The sequence below is a fragment of the Bacillus sp. AR2-1 genome (assembly GCF_008368755.1).
Lineage (GTDB): Bacteria > Bacillota > Bacilli > Bacillales > Bacillaceae_G > Bacillus_A > Bacillus_A wiedmannii.
Window position 1 is genome coordinate 136,438 of record NZ_QORY01000006.1, and the last position, 18,903, is coordinate 155,340.

Below are 18,903 nucleotides of genomic sequence, written 5' to 3' on the forward strand. Positions count from 1 at the left end.
AAGGGATTTCATTATATTTGATACATGATTGAATGATATTTTACTGTTGAAGAAAAGAGAAAGTAAATATAAAGATAGTAGATAAAACGAGTGGTACTAACAACGAGTGATAGAACGTTTTGAAAATAATAGCATACGAATATATAAATAATAAGAATGAGGTGATATATTGGAAAATAATGATATTCAATTTACTTCTTTACAAATGAGAACGGATAAATATGGTTGGGCTGGTATTCAATATGCAAATAAAAAGCAAGCCATCTTATATACTCGAAACGGAGGAGTAGAATGGGATGTTGTTAATCCTCTAAATTCAATTGTATTATTTGCATATCCAATAAACGCTCGAAGCTCTTGGGCATATGGTTTAACAAAAACGAATGACGATCTATTGCCAGCTATATTTTATACAGTTAATAGAGGGGAAAGATGGAGTGAGTTTATTTTACCGGTTGAAGAAGATTGGGAGAAATCGACTGATGTTCAAGTGCAATTGCATGCTACGAATATGGATAGTATATGGATTGTATTATCTAGAAAGCTTGCATCAAATAAATTTGAACATAATTTATACTATTTGAAAACGAAAGGGAAAGCTTGGAAAGTAATAAAAAATATAAGTATTAGTGATAGTATTTCAGGGATAACATTTATAAACGATTTAGTCGGATTTATTTCATTACAAAAACATTATGAAACATCAACGGTATTTAAAACAATAAATGGTGGGGAAAGTTGGCAAGCTATAAAAGATATTCCAAGTCTTGAAGGAATTAATACTGGGACTGCTATGGCTTATAAAGCAATCTACAAAAATAACCTATTAGTAATACCAACTAAAATGAATGATGATAAATTTTTAATGAATTACTCATTTGATAAGGGGAATTCGTGGCATATTTCAAATAAAACAATAAATACTAGTAAAGTGGCTGTTTCTTTTTTTAGTTCCTATTATGGCTGGGTTATAAATAGTGAAAATGGAAGTGTATATCAAATAATAAAAAAAGGATCAAAATGGATAAAAGTATCAAGTAATCCATTGTTAAAAAATGTATTTTGTTTGCATTTTTTTAATCGGCGTAAAGGTTGGGCGTGTAATAAAAAAGAAATATTTACTACAACAGATCGCGGTATAACATGGAAAAAGGTAGTATATAAAATTAATAATATTGATAAATTTGTTTAATAGAGTCCTAAAGAAATTAGGACTTTTTTTGTTTTTAAATGGTGAGAGTTGTAACAAACAATGATAAGAGGAAGGAGGTAAGTGCAGAACTTATATTTTCAAAAATAGACGGTTGTTTTTACACAGTATAATTCACTTTTGAATATGTTAATAAAGTAGCAAATTCATAGGAAATGGTAATACTTAATATTTTATGTCACATGATGTGTAAAGGGGGCGTGTAATGAAATCGTTAACGGTTATTATTTTGTATAGTGAAAGAGCACAAATATTAGAAGAGTCAATTCAATCTATATGGAAGCTAAATCCTCTTGAAATTATAATTTTCGTTCCTAACGATAGAAGTAATTTGTATGAAATAGCAAAGAAACATAAATGCCATATTGTTTTGATGGATAAATATAGTACGTATTATGATGGGTATGAAGCTTCTGTAAAGGCAGCTAAAGGAGAGGTATTGTTATTTGTAGATAGTAATTTTTTATTATCTTCAAATGAAATGAAGAATTTTATTGAGCCAGTTGTTACAAATCAGGCTGATGTAGTATTAAACAAAATAGATAAATTTATAGAAGTTGGTAAATGTCCAAATACGGATATTGTTTGGAGAAAAATGTTAAATGAAATTTTAAGTCGACCAGATTTAAAAAGCAATTCAATACTTTCATTACCATATGCACTTACGAAAGAAGTAGTGGTAAATATCGGCTTTGATTATATAAAAGATATCGTTCTAGCTCATATGAACATAGTTAATCAAGGCTGGCGGATTAACGATCAATATGCAATAAAAACGTTATCTAGAGATGAAACGTTAGAAGAGGAAGGTTATTTAGTTAAAAAAGAATTGTCAGAAAATGAAAGGGAGAAAGTGGGAAAATATTTAATCGGTATTTCTAAATGGATAGAGAAAAAGGGAAAAAGAGTAGGGTTTACTGATGCAGGAAAAAGAAGAGATATTATTCAAAGATTAGGTGAAAGCAAGCAGTATCCTTCGTATCATCGAGGTTGGGGAATGCATTCTTCAATTTATGACGGGAAACAACTATCTGTCATTATACCAGTGCAAAATGAAGAAGAGACTATAGAACAAGTAATGCTTGAGGCAAGAAAAATAGAACCGCTAGAAATAATTGTCGTTGTAAATGGTTCGACAGATCAAACGGCCAATATTGCTAAAAGACTTGGTGCTACTATTATTGAATATAACGAACGACTTGGTCATAATGTTGGACGTGCTATTGGAGCGCTTGAAGCTACAGGAGATATTCTTTTATTTATTGATGGTGATTTTAGTGTTTCAGGAAGTAATTTGCATCACTTTACAAAAGCAGTTTCAGCTGGTGTAGACATAGCATTAAATGATTTGAATCCGATGTTACATCCTCCGTTTTATGTTGTAGACGTCGTAAAGTATATGCTTAATTTAGCATATAATCGTCCAGAATTAAGTAATGGCTCATTAGTAGCAATTCCACATGCTATGAGTAGATCATGTTTAGATGCAATAGGCTGGGAAAGTTTACTATGCCCTAGTCTTGCACAAGTAAAAGCTATATTACAAGGGTATAGAGTAGAATGTGTACATTACGTTGATGTTGTAAAACCGAATAGAATTCGTTTAATGGAGAATGTAAGTCATAATGGACATCCTCCAGCGGTATTAAGAATAATTGGTGATCACGTTGAAGCTCTCTCTTACTTAATAGAACACCTTGAAATAGATGGAAAGGGTGATTAAACTGTTAGACCAGTACAAAAAAATTAACATTTCATATGAAGAATTATGGCAAATGGATTTTCAAACTACAGAACCATTTATACTCAAGGTTGATTGGGGTAAAGTAACGTATGAATTTTTAATTCGTATTAAGCCGGGTGCTTCTAACACTATTGTTTTTGGATCCGGAGCAGGTGGATTTCAAGAACAGCCAATCGGTCCACCTATTTTTCATAGACATTCTTGGATGGAAGAGTTTGAAGATACTGTTATATATTATAATGATCCTACATTATATCTTGGAAAATTATCTTTAGGTTGGGGACAAGGGGAGTTAGATAGATTTTACTTACAAGATATAGCAAATATTTTAGAAATATTATTTACAAAGTTAAAAATTGATTCGAAAAATGTGTTGTTTTATGGCAGTTCCGGGGGAGGGTTTATGTCTTTAATTTTAGCTGGATTCGTTAAGGGCTCCACAGTTTTAATTAATAATCCTCAAACAAATTTATTAAAATGGATACCTGTACCAATAAATCTAGTTTTTGATTTGTCTTATCCAGGTTTATCAAGAGAAGAAGTTGAGGAGAAATTTGGCGAAAGAATTAATGTTGTGAAATTTTTTAATCACATTAAATATGTACCGAATATTTATTTTTTGCAAAATTTCGCGTGTGAATTTGATGTGCAAAATCATTTAATACCATTCATTTCTGAATTAGAACAACTGGATAAAGATACAGAAGTAAATCAAATTGTAATAGACTTATATTTCGATAAAAAAGCAGGGCATGCAGCGGTAGGTAAGAGTGAAACAATTGAATATATAAAAAAAGTAAAGCCTAATCAGACTGTAAAAAAAGAACAAAAAGAAGTGGCACTGTCAGTCGTTATAGTTTTAGGAGAAGAAAAATCAAAATTGAATCAAATTTTAAACAAAGTGCACCATATAAAACCATTAGAAATTATCATTGTAGCTGATGATAGAATGAGTGCGATACAATCCATACCTACATTTGTTGAGAGTAACGTTGTTGTTATTGAAGAGAAAAATAAATGGAAAGCACCAGTTTATGGGGCGAAAATCGCTAATGGAGATGTAATTTTATTTTTAAATGGAGAAGATGTTATTTTTTCGGTAGAATTAGAACGATTTATAGAACCACTACTAAAAAAGGAACAGGATGTAATCTTGAATAACATAGACTCTGTATGTTTTGAAAAGATGAGAGTAGAATGGCCAAGCATTGCTATGGTGTATAGAAAAATAGTAAATGATGTATTGGGGCGTATGGATTTAAAATATGATTCGATGTTATCTATGCCATATGCCATTATAAAAAAAGCAATTGAAGACATTGGATATAACACCTTGCAAAATCCCGTTCTAGCGCAAATAACTCTTATTGAGAAAGGGTGGCGACTACAATCCTCGTCAGCTATCACTACCACCTCTTTGAATAATATAGCCGCAAACAAAACCTCTTTCTATAAAAATGAATTAACTAAATTAGAAGTATGTGAGATTAAAGAAAACATAAAAGCTTTGGAAAGTTGGTTACAGCGAAAAGATGATAGAGGTAACTATACAGATGGAGGAAGAAAAAGAGAAATTATAGAGCAACTAAAAAAACAAAAGAATTATTCAAGTTTTCATAAAGGATGGGGTATGAATTCATCGATTTATAATGGGAAACAGTTATCAATTATTATACCAGCACAAAATGAAGAAGCGACGATTAAAGAAGTTATTCTTGAGGCAAGAAAAGTTGAACCGAAAGAAATAATTGTTGTCATTAATGGGTCAACAGATCGGACAGAAGTAATTGCAAAACAATTAGGAGCAACCGTAATTGTTTATCAAGAAGCATTAGGGCATGATGTAGGACGGGCAATTGGTGCACAAGAAGCCACAGGGGATATACTTCTCTTTATTGATGCTGATTTTGCTATTCCAGCAAAAGATCTTCATCCGTTAACGCAGGCTGTTGCGGATGGTGTTGATATGGTTTTAAATGATTTAAATTTAAATCTTAGATTTCCTCTATATATTGTAAGTTTATATAAATATATGTTGAATATTGCTTGTAATCGTAAAGATTTAGGTGTGGGATCCACAATTGCTGTTCCCCACGCTATTAGTCGAAAATGTTTAGAGGGAATTGGCTGGGATACTCTTCATACAGCGTGTGTTGCGCAAGTAAAGGCAATATTAGAAGGATATAAAGTTGAATGTGTCCATTTTGTAGATGTAATGAAACCAAATCGTATTCGTCCAAATGAGCACTTTGCAACAGTAGGACATCCACCAGCTGTATTGAGAATTACCGGTGATCATGTAGAAGGGCTTTCATATTTACTAAAGAATAGGGATTTTAAAGATTTATTTTAATTTGGAAGATACTTTACTAATAAGCGTAGAATAGCAACGGATAGAGTATAAGTTGAGTATTGGAATGAAAACAAAATTTAAAAAAGTGACCATTTTGGTTCAGGTGTAAGTGAAAAGTAAAAACTTCTTAAAATACATGAAGAGGTTTTTACTTTTTTATTTTAACTTATTTTAAGTATATCAAGTAAAAAATAAATAAAGAAGTAACGATAAGTTCTATATAACTTAATATCAGATGCAAGTAAGGAGGGAATACCTTTTCTTACATCAATAAAAGGTGTTTTAATATGTATTTAGAAATTAAGGTCTATCCAAATGTTGGGGCAGAAATATCTCTAAGGTGCAATTATGAATTTTCATCTGATTTTAATGTAATACCATTTACCGCATGTATTTCTATTTCAGTAAAAGATGATCTGAATTTATTAATTAATTTATCTAGTTTAATAATAAATTAAACATATATAAAACTGATAAGAAAATAGCAGCTAATTTATAAAATTTAGTAGGAGAGTCGTGTCTAAATTCGATAAACTGCATATATTGTTAAGAGAAAGGAGGGAGAGTTATGGCATGTACTACGAATAATGTTTGTTTAGATGTGTGTCTTAAAATTACAATTACCCCTGGTAGTGGAATTGATGCAGAAGTGGATTGTGGGGGCACATGTGGGACAAGTCCTACAATTGTAATTAGTCCTAGTGGATCAATTGTTATTACTTTACCATTAGTTGCATGTTTCTCAATTGCACTAAAAGATGATTTAAGTGTTGAATCTTCATTAACAAGCCTCTCTTTTCAAACTTCTTAAGAAAATAAGAAATGAAAAGCCTGCCTTCTACTTTTCTTTTGAGCTGATGTAAAAATAAAAAAGATGGTTACAAACCATCTTTTTTATTCTGTCATATATTAAAAATGAGATAATATATTATTTAGTAGGCAGGATGTATAATTAAAAGTACTCTTTTTGTTTGATCAGGTAAGAAATTGCTTCTATATGATCACCAATGATTTGTTGTGTTGCTAATGAAAGGCAACCTTGCTCAGAGAAGTGTTTTTCAGGTCGAACACGATTCATTTTATCGACGTCGACAGAATGGACATTTTGCACATGAAAGCCTGCTAAAATTGTTTTAACTTGACTTAAGGTTGGTGAAAGAAGTGAATCAAACCCAATTGTATGAATGCATTTTCGACTAAAAGCATGAGGGACAGCAATTGTGGATCCCATACCTAAATCTTTTCGATTACATGCTAAGTTAATAGCATATTTACATGCGGTGACGATAGAATAGGGGAGACGATACATATAGTAGTAATCTAGTTTATTTAAAGCTAAGTCCGTGCCATTTTGAATAGATTGTACAAATGGTAATAAATCACAACTAGAAATTAAGAAATCTCCATCTATAAATAATAATATGTCACCTTTGGCAAAATAGGCACCAACAGCACGTCCCGTATCATTTCCAAGTGCTTCTTCGTAACTAATAACTGTTGCATCGCAATCCTTCGCCAATTCCTCTGTTTTATCTGTTGATCCATTAACAATAACGATAATTTCAAAAGGTTTTAATTTCTGCACCTCAAAAATGACAGATTCTATCGTTTTTTCTTCATTTTGAACAGGGATGATAACTGATAATTGTTTATCTCCATAAGTATTCGAATAAAACTCTTTACCTGTAATTATTTTTGGAGTGGATTTTTGTTCCCCGTTGTGAAGCCCTAAAATAATATCCCGCTTTCGATTATTATCGGTATAGTTTCCCCTTTGATCTCGCACTAGATTGATCCAATTTGCAATGGCTGCAAGATGATAATGAATGAGTTGAGTTGAAGGAAAAAAGGGAACTTGAGGGATAGAAATGTTTAATTGATCGCAAATCCGAAATTTATGTTCAATAATTTTCATTTGTGCCAATATTGGATTTGATAAACTATTTGAAGTAATTACCTCAAGTACTTCTTTTGTCATTGCATAGGGAGGAAATAATAAGGAGTTAACATTTAAATCTGGGCGATGAAAAAAATGATTCGTAACTTGCTGCCAAATCATTGCTATATTTGGCTGTTGTTTTTGATAGAAAAAATTATCTAAATTATTTAATACGACGTCAGCCGATTGTTTTAGTAATGGTTGAAGAAATTGTATAAGTGAGGGGGAGTGAATAATGTAATTTTCATCTAAAAATAAGAGGTACTCTCCCTTTGCTTTTTTTGCACCAATTACATAACAATTAGTAGATTCTATCGGCTCTTTTAGTGTAATAATTTCACAATTGTAAGATCGCGCAATATCAATAGAATCATCGACACTACTGATAATAGTAAGGATAATTTCAAAAGGTTGTAGTTGTTCACATGCTTTCAAAATTTTAGGTAAATTTTTTATTTTATGTTGTATGGGGATAATAATAGAAATTGAATTTTTACACATAAGCAGTCTCCTTTTTAATCAGAGGTAGTTGTTAATAAGATTAGATAAAAGAGGAGATATATTTTCTTCTTGTTATAAGCATAACAATCATTTAGTTTTATCAGACTCACAATTTTCTTTACTTGTATTAGAACCTTTATTTATTCCAGAAGCGAGTAAATTATTGAGAACGCTAAGGTCTAATTGCAGAGGGATGGAGTTTTCGGATGGAGTTTTCTCATTTTCTTTTTTTGTAGTTAATATAGTCTTTATATTTTTAATTTCTTTATATTGTTTTAAGGTAATGAAAAATCCAGAAATAATTAAGAGAAAAGAAACAGTAGTAAGTGAAAGTATTATTTCCAACATAAAATAGCCTCCTTTAAAACTATAATAATATTATAGTTGAATGTAAAAAAACAGAATTCGAACTAATGAGTTCACTTTTTAAATATATGCAAATCTTTAGTAAAAGTTACTGGTTTCTAAGTTATAGGAAACAATTATAGAAACGTTATAAATATAAATAAATGAAAGGTTCATTTGTAGTGTAAAGGTATATATTATATAGCCTAAACTTCATTTTATAAAAAGTTCAATAGGGTGTAAATTTATACAAAAAGAGCATTTAATTGGACAAATAATTAATTATGTGAAATAATAATAACAGACAAGGAGACGTTGATTTTCCTTAAGTGCTTCGAATTAATTTTATTCAATAAGAGAAGGTGTGCTTAAAGAAGTTAAATTAAAAAAGGAGCTGATTTATTATATGCAACAAAATAATGATTTAAATTTTGAACCTCAAGACGTTAATATTGTCAATCCTAAACAAGCCAGGAAAGCAGTAGTTGCTACTGGTATAGGGAATGCAATGGAGTGGTTTGACTTCGGATTATACGCGTATTTAGCGGTTATCTTAAGTAAATTATTCTTCTCAGGTGTTGATAATAGTGGATTGCAACTTGTACTTACATTCGGTACATTTGCAGCAGCCTTTCTCGTTCGACCAATCGGAGGTGTATTCTTTGGTAGAATAGGAGATAAGTACGGCCGAAAAATCGTGTTAAGTACTACTATTATTTTAATGGCACTTTCTACATTATTCATCGCATTACTACCAACCTATGAACAAATTGGTGTATGGGCACCAATACTACTTTTAGTTGCGCGAATGATTCAAGGCTTCTCTACAGGCGGCGAATATTCAGGAGCAATGGTTTATATCGCAGAATCTTCTCCAGATAAAAAGCGTGGTATACTCGGTAGTGGTCTTGAAATTGGAACACTCTCAGGTTACATTGCTGCATCGGTAATTGTTACCATTTTGACGTTATTGTTAACAGATGAGCAAATGCTCAGCTGGGGCTGGCGTATTCCTTTCTTAATAGCTGCACCAATTGGTTTGGTCGGTTTATATTTACGCCGTCATTTAGATGAATCTCCCATCTTTGAAGAGATGGAAAAAGCACAAGAGGAATCTGAAGACAACGAACAATTTTCATTTATGGATATATTAAAATATCACAAAAAAGACTTCTTATTAAGCACAGTAATTGTCGCCTTCTTTAATATTACGAATTATATGATTCTTTCGTATATTCCTTCTTATCTAACTCAAGTACTTAAAGTCAAAGAAACAACTGGCTTATTAATTATTTCAATTACGATGGCACTTATGATTCCACTGGCATTATATTTCGGTAAATTAAGTGATAAAATTGGTAATAAACGCGTCGTGCAAATTGGTTTACTTGGTTTAACTGTATTTGCAATTCCAGCATTTATATTAATAGGTAACGGACATATTGCTGCTATATTTGCAGGTATTTTCATTTTAGGATTCTTCCTAAGTGTATATGAAGGAACGCTACCTTCATTATTACCATCACTATTTTTCACTGATGTACGTTATCGAGCACTTTCGATCTCATTTAATATTTCTGTATCAATATTCGGTGGAACAACACCGCTCGTATGTTCATACTTAGTTCATGCTACTGGTAACCCGCTTGCACCAGCATTTTATTTAGCAGGTGTAAGTATTATTGGATTAGTCGCATTTAGTGTATTATTCGTTACAACTTCAGGACGTGCGCTAAAAGGCTCATATCCTACAGTAGAAACGAAAAAAGAAGCACACCAAATCGCTAAAGAAGACCCTGAAGAAACACTTTGGTGGCATGAAGAGTCGTTAGAAATTGAAGCAGGGAAGAATGCTTCAATTTAACAAGTAACGTAGAAGTATAAAAAGACTCCTATGAAAATAGGAGTCTTTTTTTGTTATGTTATTTCTTTCTTTTCTTCAAATTCTTCTGATACAAATAAAGCTTATGAATCTCTTCCTTAAATTCCTGAAGTAGCATCATATCCTCACTATTTGAATAACGTACTGTATTATAAGCATTTACAATAATATGACTCTGAATACTTACATCTTCTTCACTATTTATTCTTTCTAACCATGCTTCAACAGTTTCTCCTCGTTTTCTATTTAAAGGAGGAGTTAATTTACTCTCCAGTTTAAAAATTTCTTTTCGAATTTCATTATGTGGCGGTTTGTTTCGTTTAAAATGTTTTAAACTCATTCCTTCTTTATCAGTAATGATAGTAGATTCGAAGGCAGGCATATTTGGTAAACTGAATTGTTTTCGTTTTTTTATTATTTTCCAAACGACGTAAATAGCAATGGTTGTACAGACTATTATTGTAATGCTATTTATAAGTGTTGGATCAAAAGCACGATGTCCAAATTCATCTTTAATTTGAGGATCTTTTAAATTCCCTTTATTCGACCAAAAATCGTCAGTTTCTTTTGATTCAGCTGCCGAAAATAACGGATTAATGGCGTATCCAAATCCTAAAGCAACTACTTGTACGACATAAGAAAAAAGAAGCCGAATGTATGGGAAAATAGGAATAAGGAAAGCACTAATTATTCCAATCGTAATAAGAGAAGCGAAACGTAATAACTGTTGATTACGGTTTATCCCGGTTAACCAAAATGTAATCATAATGTGTAAAACTAAAAGTAATAGTTTCCACAAAGGTGGAAAGGGCGCATAAAATATGGCTGAAATACTAAACCATACAATACCACCTAATGACTTTTGAACTGGATATCCGGGTCCAACTACATGTACGATAAAGAAGAAAAGCGGTAACATAATTGTGCCAAACAGAGAGAAAGGGAGAAAGATAGAACAACCAATTATTTGAGTCATTAACAGTATGACAAAACCTGTTGTTTTTTTCTTCATTAGTTTATGGATAAGAAATACTCCAATATAGCCTGTTGCTAAAAATATAACAATGCCGATGAGTTCATCTCTTTCCGTTAATAACGAAAGGAGGAACAGCAGAATAAAGTCATTAACGTGATAAAGCCAAGTTTTCAAGCTTTTCCACCATCCCTTCGTTATTAATGAGAAACGTAGGCTGAGAAAGAAGAGGGAGTTCATTTCTCTGTAAACCAATGTATATCATTGTAGACGATCGTTCTCTTTTTCTCGTTACATAATGAAGAAATCCTTGTTTCGGAAGTAAAGTACTATCATCTGAAATACGCGCTAATTCCTCTAAAGATATTCCGTAATGTGTTTGCCCTTCGTTTAATGGTAAGTGCAGAGGACCACCTTCAGCTAATACACTAATAAATAGTTCAAACGGTATTTGATGCTTCGTTGCGTATTGACAAATGTATGTTGCAAATGAAATAAGGTCTTCTATATTATCTTTCCAACCAAACCCGCGATCAGCAGCTAATGAAAGACAAATCGTCCAACTATAATTTTTTACAGGTTCATATTGCTTCGCCTGTAATTCTTGCATTTTAGCAGATGCTTTCCAATGAATAGAGCGGAAAGACTCACGTTCATATCGTTTAACACCGATAATAGATGTTTCATCATTGTAAAAAGAAAAATTCGTTCGATAAGATCCGGTTAAAAGTTGCTGTAGTTCTTGTAAGCCTGCTACTTCTTTAGGAGAAGGGTACACAATAATTTCAGTCCGTAATTTATCAAAAATAGGCAAATGTACAGTTAAAAGATGAAAAGGATCTTTCAAGACACATTCGAACTGTTCAATTTGAAACACACCACGTTTCGTTGCGGTTAATGTTAAATCCCACTTTTGCGCCGAATGAGCAGGTTGTGAAAACGGGAAAGAGAATAGTGTTTTTGATATTTGTTCAATTCCTTGATCTTTTTGTGGTAGTAGGGACGGATTTAAATGGAAATAACAAACGCCGTTAACGAGTGGTATATTTGCTCCGTTTTTTAAATGAATAAAAAATTGCCCAGATTCATTAGGAAAAAGCCGAGTAGTTTGTTTCTCATTTATAACTTCAAATTTCTTCTCTATGTAAGCTACATATTTATAAATAAAAATCGCAAATAAATAGTAGAAGAAAAAGAAAAACATAATGATTCGTTGTGGCATAAAAAATGTGAATAGTATAGCACCTGGCACACTTAATTGAATAATATGAAGTTGGAAAAATAAAGGTACAGTTACAACACGCTGTCCATTCATGTTTGTTCAATCTCCACTGGTACGTCAACTTCTTTTAAAATCCTTTGTATAATTTCATTTTTTGTCGTGCGTAATGCCCCTTCCATTGATAAGACGATACGATGATTCCAAACAGAAGGAACTAAAAATTGTATATCTTCTGGCGTGCAATATTCTCTGTCGCGTAAAAAGGCTAGTGCTTGAACTGCGCGTACTAAAGCTAATGTGGCCCGCGGGCTTACACCATTAGCGATGTAATCATGATTTCTTGTAGCGTGAGCAAGTTTAATAATGTAATGTTCTAACGGTTCTGATACGAAAATTTCTTTTACTCGTTTCTGTGCTTCTAAAATATCATCTAAAGAAATAACAGATGTGATACTTTCTAGTGGTACATCGCTACGAAAACGTCGCATCATTTGTAGTTCATCTTCTGGAGATGGATAACCAATTGAAATTGTCATTAAAAAACGATCAAGCTGTGCATCTGGTAGAGGAAACGTTCCTTGTGATTCAATTGGATTTTGCGTCGCAATAACAAAGAACGGTTTCGGAAGAGGAGTAGATTGTTTTTCAAGCGTTACTTGTCGTTCTTCCATCGATTCTAATAAACTAGACTGTGTTCTAGGCATAGCGCGGTTAATTTCATCCGCAAGCAAAATATTGGTCATAACTGGTCCAAGTCTTAATTCGAATTCACTCGTTTTCGGATTGAAATATTCAATACCTGTTACATCACTCGGAAGTACATCAGGTGTAAATTGGACACGAGAAAAATTACCACCAATACTTTTAGAAAGTGTTTTCGCAAGTAACGTTTTCCCCGTACCAGGCACATCCTCAAGCAGTACATGTCCGTCAGCAAGCAAAGAAACAAGTAATAAATCAATAACATTTTCTTTACCGACAAAAACTGATCCTATATTTTCTTTCAATTTATTTATCATATGTATCATTCCTTTCAAAATATAAACGGATATTTCTATATTTTAACAAATTATTCAGAAAATTGATATGATTTTTTAATTCAAAGAAATAGATATTAAGTTATTAAATTACCTTACATATTTTGGGATATGATTATACAATATCGATATACGATGTATCGTTAGTCGATATATCAGATAACGATGTATCGGAGGTAGTTATAATGAATGCGAAAGCGAAAAAATATATTCCGTTAACAGAGGCGACATATTACATATTGTTGTCACTTGTGAAGCCGATGCATGGTTACGGAATTATGCAAATGGTAGAAGAGATGACAAATGGAGAAGTAAAGCTCGGTCCTGGAACTTTATACGGGAATACGACGAAGTTACTAAAAGAGATGTTAATAGTTGAAGTTGCCTCTACAGATAGAAAGAAGTGTTACGAGTTAACACCACTGGGTAGAGAAGTGTTAGAGCTAGAGTATAACAGGTTGCAGAGATCTGTAAGGAATGGAAATAGTATGTTAGGGGAGTGAATGGAAGATGGAGACAAAGAAAATATTTAAATTTTTTGCGGGATGGAGCTTAGAAAAAGAGGAGGCTTTTTTAAGGGAAATGCATCAACAAGGCTGGGCGTTACAAAAGTATAATGTGATGTATACGTTTAAGAAAACCGAGCCGAAAGATGTAATATATAAAGCGGATTTTAGATTGGATTATAAAGATTCAAAAGAAAAACAAAAAGAGTATATTGAAATATATGAAATGTGTGGATGGAAACATGTAACAAGTTTTGCGAAATGGAATTATTTTTGTAAAGAAGTAGAAGAGGAAAATGAGTTGCCTGATATATATTCAGATAAGGAAACGAGGATACAAAAACTAAATGAGTTATTAGTATTCTTTGTTATTATGTTAGCAGCTATATTACCATCAATGTACAATCTATTTATAAGCCCGATGGAATCAAGAGTGCCAATTTGGGCGAAAGCTATGACGGGTCTTACAGGTTGTATGTGGATTTACTTCTTTATAAGACTCACTTGGAAAATTAAGAAATTAAAAAGTGAAATATTATAATAAAAAGTAGAGTTAAAAAGAAGTTGATGTTTTAAGGGAATTACCGGGATCAACTTCTTTTGTTTCTATATAATTGTATTTTTGTTCAATCTTTTTTATATAATAAAAATCTATATAAAGGCACAAAATTAATAGTTACGAACCACACAATACCCCAAAATAATAAATGAAGAAAAAATGATTCATATCGAAGATCAAAAAAATAAAAGATGACTAAAGAGGTGTGGGGTGTAACTAATAATAAGGAAGAAAAACATTTTTGATTAACATATTAAATCGAAAACCCCCTACAAAAAATCTGTAGGGGGTAATAAAAATGTTTAAGAAAACGACTGATTTTGCGCAGGTTTAATAAATTGTTCTGGGTTTTCAACAAGTCCGCATACAGCACATTGGACTCTATATGTTGGTCCTTGATAGGACATATGAAAAGCATTCATCGTTTCATTTGTGTATTCTTCTTCTACTTGACCAGTTTGTGGATTTAACTTGACTGGTTTTACTTGTTGCTCAAGAATATTAAAGCGAGTACGGTTCGTTTTACAGCTTGGACATAGCATTGGTTCCATATGTATACACCTCCATTTGTAGCATTTCTTACTTGATATGATTTTATGCAAGCAAAAAAACTTTCTCAATATAAATGGGTGTTTAAAGTATTCAAAATTCAGAAAAAATAAAATATAATAAAGGTACGAACTGGTTATGTCCAAACCAAATCTCCTGTTTTATGCCAATAAGCTGGGGGGCCGAGAAATCGGCCTCATTTTTTTGTGCTCGTTGCTATAAGGAACAAGGTTTTTATGAGACATTTGTCGAAATTTTAGGGATGGATATAAAGGAGGATGTAAAATGAATTTAAAAATGAAGTACATCATTTTATATGTAGAAAAGTTTGAAGAATGTTTAAGATTTTATAAAGATATTTTACAGTTACCTATAAAAGCAGAGCATGGTACATATATTGAATTTAATACTGGTTCTACAATTTTAGCGATGAACACAAGGCAAGATGTGAAAGAATTAACAGGACTACCACTTACAGAAGGTGAGTTACAATCTTCTCATTTTGAATTGGGATTCGTTGTTGATCATGTACAAGAAACAATCGAACAATTTAGAGAGCAAGGTATTAAAATCTTAGTTGAACCAATTGTGAAACCGTGGGGACAAACAATTGCATACATTGCCGATCCAGATGGGAATTATATTGAAATTTGCAGTTCATTAGAATAGAAGGAGAAAAAGAGATGGGGGTTCCGAAACTAGAAACAGAACGTTTACAATTAAGAGAACTAACACTGTTAGATGCAGAAATGATGTTCCGTTATTTTTCAAAAGAATCTGTTGTACGTTATTTTGGAATGGATTCTTTCGAAAATATTGAGCAAGCGAAAACGACTATTCAAACGTTTAAAAATCGTTATGAAGAAGGAACTGTATTTCGCTGGGGAATTGAGAAAAAGGGTACGGGCCAATTAATCGGAACGTGCGGATTTCATTTAATAAACAAGCATCATAAGCGAGCTGAAATTGGTTATGAACTAGATGATACATATTGGGGACAAGGGTATGCAACGGAAGCGTTACAGGCGATTTTAACTTACGGGTTTGAAACGTTACAACTTATAAGAGTTGCAGCTGTTGTATATGTAGAAAATAAAGCTTCTCAAAAATTATTAAGTAAAGCAGGGTTTCAAGAAGAAGGATTACTTCGAAAACATATGATTCAAAATGGAGTTGCTCATGATACAATTTTATACTCGTTATTAAAAGAAGAGTGGAAGAAGTAATGCGTACAAATGAGCTTATAAATGTTATGAAGAAGCATAAAGAAAATAGGTTCATTTTAGGTATTGATGGACTAAGTCGATCGGGTAAAACAACATTTGTAACAAACTTAAAAGAAAATATGAAACAAGAAAGTATTCCGTTCCATATTTTTCATATTGATGATCATATAGTAGAACGTAATAAACGGTATCATACTGGCTATGAAGAATGGTATGAGTATTATTATTTACAATGGGATATTGAATGGCTTCGGCAGAAGTTTTTTCAGAAGTTACAAAATGACACAAAACTGAAATTACCGTTCTATAATAATGAGACAGACTCAAGTGAGATGAAAAAAGTACAGATCCCCATAGTAGGCGTAATTGTAATAGAAGGTGTTTTTCTACAGAGAAAAGAATGGAGAGATTTCTTTCATTATATGGTGTATTTAGATTGTCCAAGAGAGACACGGTTTCTACGTGAGAGTGAAGAAACGCAGAAAAACCTTTCAAAGTTTGAAAATAGGTATTGGAAAACAGAGGATTATTACTTAGAAACGGAATTGCCGAAGGATCGGGCGGATTTAGTTATAGAATGATTTGAAGAAAACCTCAACTTTGTGCTTGAATAGTTGAGGTTTCTCTATGTAATAGCAAATTAATTATTTTAATTCTTGGGAAGGAGATTAGTATAACAATTTGAATTATATAGTTATAGATAAATCTATAGATGGAAAGATTTCAATAAAGCGAGTGATTACATGAGTATTTTTATTTTAGAAGATGATGTCATACAAGCGCAGCAAATGAAACGGCTAGTTGAAGAGATTTGTGAGAAATATATGTTGCCTTTTGATTTTATCGAGGTGAGTAGTAAAAGTGAAAACATCATTACTAACATTCCTAAGGCGAAGTATATCCCAATCTATTTTTTAGATATAGAGATAAAAAGAGAAGAACGTAAAGGGTTACAAGTGGCACAAGAGATACGAAAGTATGATACGCAAGGAATTATTGTGTTTGTAACGACGCATTCTGAATTTGCACCTATTTCATATCAATACATGGTATCAGCTTTAACTTTTATTGATAAAGGGTTGCCATACGAGGAGAGGCGTAACGTTTTTGAACAATGTTTACTCCAATATGAAGCGCGTAATAAGCATATTATTCCGTCCGATGACTTTATCGTTGAAAATAGTAATGCAACTGTGCGGGTTCCGTTTCATGAAGTTGAATATGTTATGACCGATGAACCGCACCGTTTAGCATTAGTGACGTTAGATCGAATTGTTTATTTTTATGGGACTTTAAAAGAAATTGAATTAGTAGATGAACGTTTATTTCGTTGTCATCAATCATATATCGTGAATACGAAGCAACTGTCTTCTTATGATGCGAAGCAAAAAATGATAGTTTTAAAAAGCGGGAAACGTATTCCAGTATCACGTCGTTTATTCAGTAAAGTACGCAACATCTTAAAGGGTGAGATGTAATGTATATTTATGATTTATTTGCAATACTGCTTACTAGTATGAGCCATATGTTTTTATATATTCAATTAATCCGGTACAATAGATTATCAGTTAGAATGTTAATAGCTTTAAGTGCAGTATTCATTATTTTACTTGCTATTGTCGTAACAGTAACGAGATATCCAGAATTGAATAGTACCATTGTGTTGTTTCTAATAAGTTTAGGATTAATGCAAAATGAATTAAAACTTAAGCATAATGTATATTTTGCACTAGTGAGCATGGTGATTATAACGTTAGTAAAAATGTTGCTTTTCGATTTAGGAATGAAAATCTTTATGTTAACGCCATTCAATTTATATTTATGGACAGGAAGCATGATTCACCTTACCGTATCGACATTTACTTTTATCGGTATTTTTGTAGCCCGTAAAAGAATCCGAAAAATTGCTCAATATATAGTAGGTAGTCCGCTATACTATGTAACTTATATATTATTAATTGCCGGATTTATTATTGAACTAATCTTAACTCAGCCATCTTCTGCGTTATTAGCACAATTAAATCAACAATACAGTGATGTAAGTTATATTTCAGCGATTATTGTATTTTTATTATTAGTCATCATAGTACTTATAAGTTCACATTTATCGAGAGCAAAGTTACAAGAAGAGCATGAAAAACGTTTGGATAAAGAGTTATTAGATTATGTGGAGAAATTAGAGGATATGCATGATGAGCTTGCTAGTTTCCGTCACGATTATATGAATGTATTACTATCGTTAGAAGAGGGAATACGTACGAAAAATGTGAAAGAAATTGAGCAAGTGTACTATGACGTTATAGCTCCTACGTTAAAAACAATAAATGATCATGAACTTGATATTGCGAAATTATCTCGCGTACATATCCCTGAAGTGAGAAGTGTATTAAGGGCGAAAGTTAGCACTGCCCAGCACCAACAAATAAAAATAATGCTCGATATACCAGAGAATATTGAAAGTGTTTCGATGACGGTTATTGCATTTATTCGCATCATTTCAGTTTTAGTAGACAATGCAATTGAAGAAGCAGTACATAGTGAGGAAAAGATATTGCAAATCGCATTCTTTGAAATGGATTCACGACAATATTTTATCGTGCGTAATAGTTCAAAGAGTGAAGCGATTGATTTGCAAAAAATTTATGAGAAAAACCATTCAAGTAAAGAGGGGGCTAGAGGATACGGGTTATTCTCATTAAAACGTATCATGAATAAAACAAATAATGCAACGTTAGAAACAACTTATGTAAGTCCTTATTTCACGCAAACATTCATATTAAAAGAGATAAAATGACCATCTATGATGAAAATGAAACCGAATAGGAAAGAACTACATACTTTCTTCACTCGTTTTTAT

18 protein-coding genes are annotated in these 18,903 nt (G+C 32.2%); 12 read left to right on the forward strand and 6 right to left on the reverse strand.

The features are described from left to right. Positions 1 to 169 precede the first annotated feature (169 nt). The 4 genes from DT250_RS05340 (at position 170) to DT250_RS05355 (ending at position 6,118) form a co-directional block, all read left to right on the forward strand. On the forward strand, positions 170 to 1,192 hold the full coding sequence (locus DT250_RS05340; RefSeq protein ID WP_088063826.1) for a hypothetical protein: 1,023 nt from the start codon (positions 170 to 172) through the stop codon (positions 1,190 to 1,192). A 223-nt stretch (positions 1,193 to 1,415) separates the two neighbouring features. Next, complete coding sequence (locus DT250_RS05345) at positions 1,416 to 2,933, forward strand: glycosyltransferase family 2 protein (protein ID WP_149212740.1); 1,518 nt, start codon at positions 1,416 to 1,418, stop codon at positions 2,931 to 2,933. 52 nt (positions 2,934 to 2,985) lie between these two features. Next, complete coding sequence (locus DT250_RS05350; protein ID WP_179952836.1) at positions 2,986 to 5,307, forward strand: glycosyltransferase; 2,322 nt, start codon at positions 2,986 to 2,988, stop codon at positions 5,305 to 5,307. A gap of 568 nt (positions 5,308 to 5,875) precedes the next feature. Continuing rightward, a complete protein-coding gene (locus DT250_RS05355; protein WP_000752473.1) occupies positions 5,876 to 6,118 on the forward strand; it encodes a hypothetical protein in 243 nt (80 codons plus the stop codon). Positions 6,119 to 6,259: 141 nt separating this feature from the next. Here DT250_RS05355 and DT250_RS05360 read toward each other — a convergent pair whose 3' ends face one another. Both DT250_RS05360 and DT250_RS05365 read right to left on the reverse strand, forming a co-directional pair. Then, positions 6,260 to 7,747 (reverse strand): glycosyltransferase, encoded by a 1,488-nt coding sequence (locus tag DT250_RS05360; RefSeq protein ID WP_149212742.1) that lies wholly within the window; start codon positions 7,745 to 7,747, stop codon positions 6,260 to 6,262. A gap of 87 nt (positions 7,748 to 7,834) precedes the next feature. After that, positions 7,835 to 8,095, reverse strand: a complete 261-nt coding sequence (locus tag DT250_RS05365) for a hypothetical protein (protein WP_000889750.1) — start codon at positions 8,093 to 8,095, stop codon at positions 7,835 to 7,837. 403 nt (positions 8,096 to 8,498) lie between these two features. On the opposite strand from DT250_RS05365, the gene DT250_RS05370 reads away from it, so the two are divergent. Next, positions 8,499 to 9,956: an MFS transporter gene (locus DT250_RS05370; protein WP_097907109.1), complete on the forward strand. Its 1,458-nt coding sequence runs from the start codon at positions 8,499 to 8,501 to the stop codon at positions 9,954 to 9,956. A gap of 58 nt (positions 9,957 to 10,014) precedes the next feature. Here DT250_RS05370 and DT250_RS05375 read toward each other — a convergent pair whose 3' ends face one another. The 3 genes from DT250_RS05375 to DT250_RS05385 are packed head-to-tail and all read right to left on the reverse strand — an operon-like array spanning position 10,015 to position 13,188. After that, on the reverse strand, positions 10,015 to 11,124 hold the full coding sequence (locus DT250_RS05375) for a DUF4018 domain-containing protein (protein WP_149212743.1): 1,110 nt from the start codon (positions 11,122 to 11,124) through the stop codon (positions 10,015 to 10,017). Beyond that, entirely contained in the window at positions 11,099 to 12,262 is a 1,164-nt protein-coding gene (locus tag DT250_RS05380; RefSeq protein ID WP_088063821.1) for a DUF58 domain-containing protein, read from the reverse strand. Before DT250_RS05380 ends, DT250_RS05375 begins: the two co-directional genes overlap by 26 nt. After that, positions 12,259 to 13,188, reverse strand: a complete 930-nt coding sequence (locus DT250_RS05385; RefSeq protein ID WP_149212744.1) for an AAA family ATPase — start codon at positions 13,186 to 13,188, stop codon at positions 12,259 to 12,261. The genes DT250_RS05380 and DT250_RS05385 overlap by 4 nt, the downstream gene beginning before the upstream one ends. Before the next feature lie 203 nt (positions 13,189 to 13,391). On the opposite strand from DT250_RS05385, the gene DT250_RS05390 reads away from it, so the two are divergent. Beyond that, positions 13,392 to 13,709, forward strand: a complete 318-nt coding sequence (locus tag DT250_RS05390) for a PadR family transcriptional regulator (RefSeq protein ID WP_098134109.1) — start codon at positions 13,392 to 13,394, stop codon at positions 13,707 to 13,709. Positions 13,710 to 13,716: 7 nt separating this feature from the next. Beyond that, complete coding sequence (locus DT250_RS05395) at positions 13,717 to 14,253, forward strand: DUF2812 domain-containing protein (RefSeq protein WP_149212745.1); 537 nt, start codon at positions 13,717 to 13,719, stop codon at positions 14,251 to 14,253. A gap of 320 nt (positions 14,254 to 14,573) precedes the next feature. Here the strand turns inward: DT250_RS05395 and DT250_RS05400 are convergent, their stop codons facing one another. Beyond that, positions 14,574 to 14,822 (reverse strand): hypothetical protein, encoded by a 249-nt coding sequence (locus DT250_RS05400; RefSeq protein ID WP_048547666.1) that lies wholly within the window; start codon positions 14,820 to 14,822, stop codon positions 14,574 to 14,576. Between the two features lie 283 nt (positions 14,823 to 15,105). Between DT250_RS05400 and DT250_RS05405 the strand changes: the two genes are divergently transcribed. From DT250_RS05405 to DT250_RS05425, 5 genes are all read left to right on the forward strand, one after another. Next, positions 15,106 to 15,489, forward strand: coding sequence for a VOC family protein (locus tag DT250_RS05405; protein WP_001049855.1), 384 nt, complete (start codon positions 15,106 to 15,108; stop codon positions 15,487 to 15,489). A 14-nt stretch (positions 15,490 to 15,503) separates the two neighbouring features. Then, the gene (locus DT250_RS05410; protein WP_149212746.1) at positions 15,504 to 16,046 is read left to right on the forward strand and encodes a GNAT family N-acetyltransferase; all 543 of its coding nucleotides are present in this window, start codon (positions 15,504 to 15,506) and stop codon (positions 16,044 to 16,046) included. Next, positions 16,046 to 16,627: a kinase gene (locus tag DT250_RS05415; RefSeq protein WP_149212834.1), complete on the forward strand. Its 582-nt coding sequence runs from the start codon at positions 16,046 to 16,048 to the stop codon at positions 16,625 to 16,627. Before DT250_RS05410 ends, DT250_RS05415 begins: the two co-directional genes overlap by 1 nt. Before the next feature lie 162 nt (positions 16,628 to 16,789). After that, positions 16,790 to 17,524 carry a LytR/AlgR family response regulator transcription factor gene (locus tag DT250_RS05420; protein ID WP_088609176.1) on the forward strand — a complete coding sequence of 245 codons (735 nt, stop codon included), beginning with the start codon at positions 16,790 to 16,792 and terminating at the stop codon, positions 17,522 to 17,524. Further along, positions 17,524 to 18,840 (forward strand): GHKL domain-containing protein, encoded by a 1,317-nt coding sequence (locus tag DT250_RS05425; RefSeq protein WP_149212747.1) that lies wholly within the window; start codon positions 17,524 to 17,526, stop codon positions 18,838 to 18,840. Before DT250_RS05420 ends, DT250_RS05425 begins: the two co-directional genes overlap by 1 nt. The last annotated feature ends 63 nt before the right edge of the window (positions 18,841 to 18,903 follow it).

Bases quoted from the DNA above. Each gene is read 5' to 3' on its own strand.
- DT250_RS05345 (WP_149212740.1), top strand. From the start codon at position 1,416: ATGAAATCGTTAACGGTTATTATTTTGTATAGTGAAAGAGCACAAATA.
- DT250_RS05350 (WP_179952836.1), top strand. From the start codon at position 2,986: ATGGATTTTCAAACTACAGAACCATTTATACTCAAGGTTGATTGGGGT.
- DT250_RS05355 (WP_000752473.1), top strand. From the start codon at position 5,876: ATGGCATGTACTACGAATAATGTTTGTTTAGATGTGTGTCTTAAAATT.
- DT250_RS05360 (WP_149212742.1), bottom strand. From the start codon at position 7,747: ATGTGTAAAAATTCAATTTCTATTATTATCCCCATACAACATAAAATA.
- DT250_RS05365 (WP_000889750.1), bottom strand. From the start codon at position 8,095: ATGTTGGAAATAATACTTTCACTTACTACTGTTTCTTTTCTCTTAATT.
- DT250_RS05370 (WP_097907109.1), top strand. From the start codon at position 8,499: ATGCAACAAAATAATGATTTAAATTTTGAACCTCAAGACGTTAATATT.
- DT250_RS05380 (WP_088063821.1), bottom strand. From the start codon at position 12,262: ATGAATGGACAGCGTGTTGTAACTGTACCTTTATTTTTCCAACTTCAT.
- DT250_RS05385 (WP_149212744.1), bottom strand. From the start codon at position 13,188: ATGATAAATAAATTGAAAGAAAATATAGGATCAGTTTTTGTCGGTAAA.
- DT250_RS05390 (WP_098134109.1), top strand. From the start codon at position 13,392: ATGAATGCGAAAGCGAAAAAATATATTCCGTTAACAGAGGCGACATAT.
- DT250_RS05395 (WP_149212745.1), top strand. From the start codon at position 13,717: ATGGAGACAAAGAAAATATTTAAATTTTTTGCGGGATGGAGCTTAGAA.
- DT250_RS05400 (WP_048547666.1), bottom strand. From the start codon at position 14,822: ATGGAACCAATGCTATGTCCAAGCTGTAAAACGAACCGTACTCGCTTT.
- DT250_RS05405 (WP_001049855.1), top strand. From the start codon at position 15,106: ATGAATTTAAAAATGAAGTACATCATTTTATATGTAGAAAAGTTTGAA.
- DT250_RS05410 (WP_149212746.1), top strand. From the start codon at position 15,504: ATGGGGGTTCCGAAACTAGAAACAGAACGTTTACAATTAAGAGAACTA.
- DT250_RS05415 (WP_149212834.1), top strand. From the start codon at position 16,046: ATGCGTACAAATGAGCTTATAAATGTTATGAAGAAGCATAAAGAAAAT.
- DT250_RS05420 (WP_088609176.1), top strand. From the start codon at position 16,790: ATGAGTATTTTTATTTTAGAAGATGATGTCATACAAGCGCAGCAAATG.
- DT250_RS05425 (WP_149212747.1), top strand. From the start codon at position 17,524: ATGTATATTTATGATTTATTTGCAATACTGCTTACTAGTATGAGCCAT.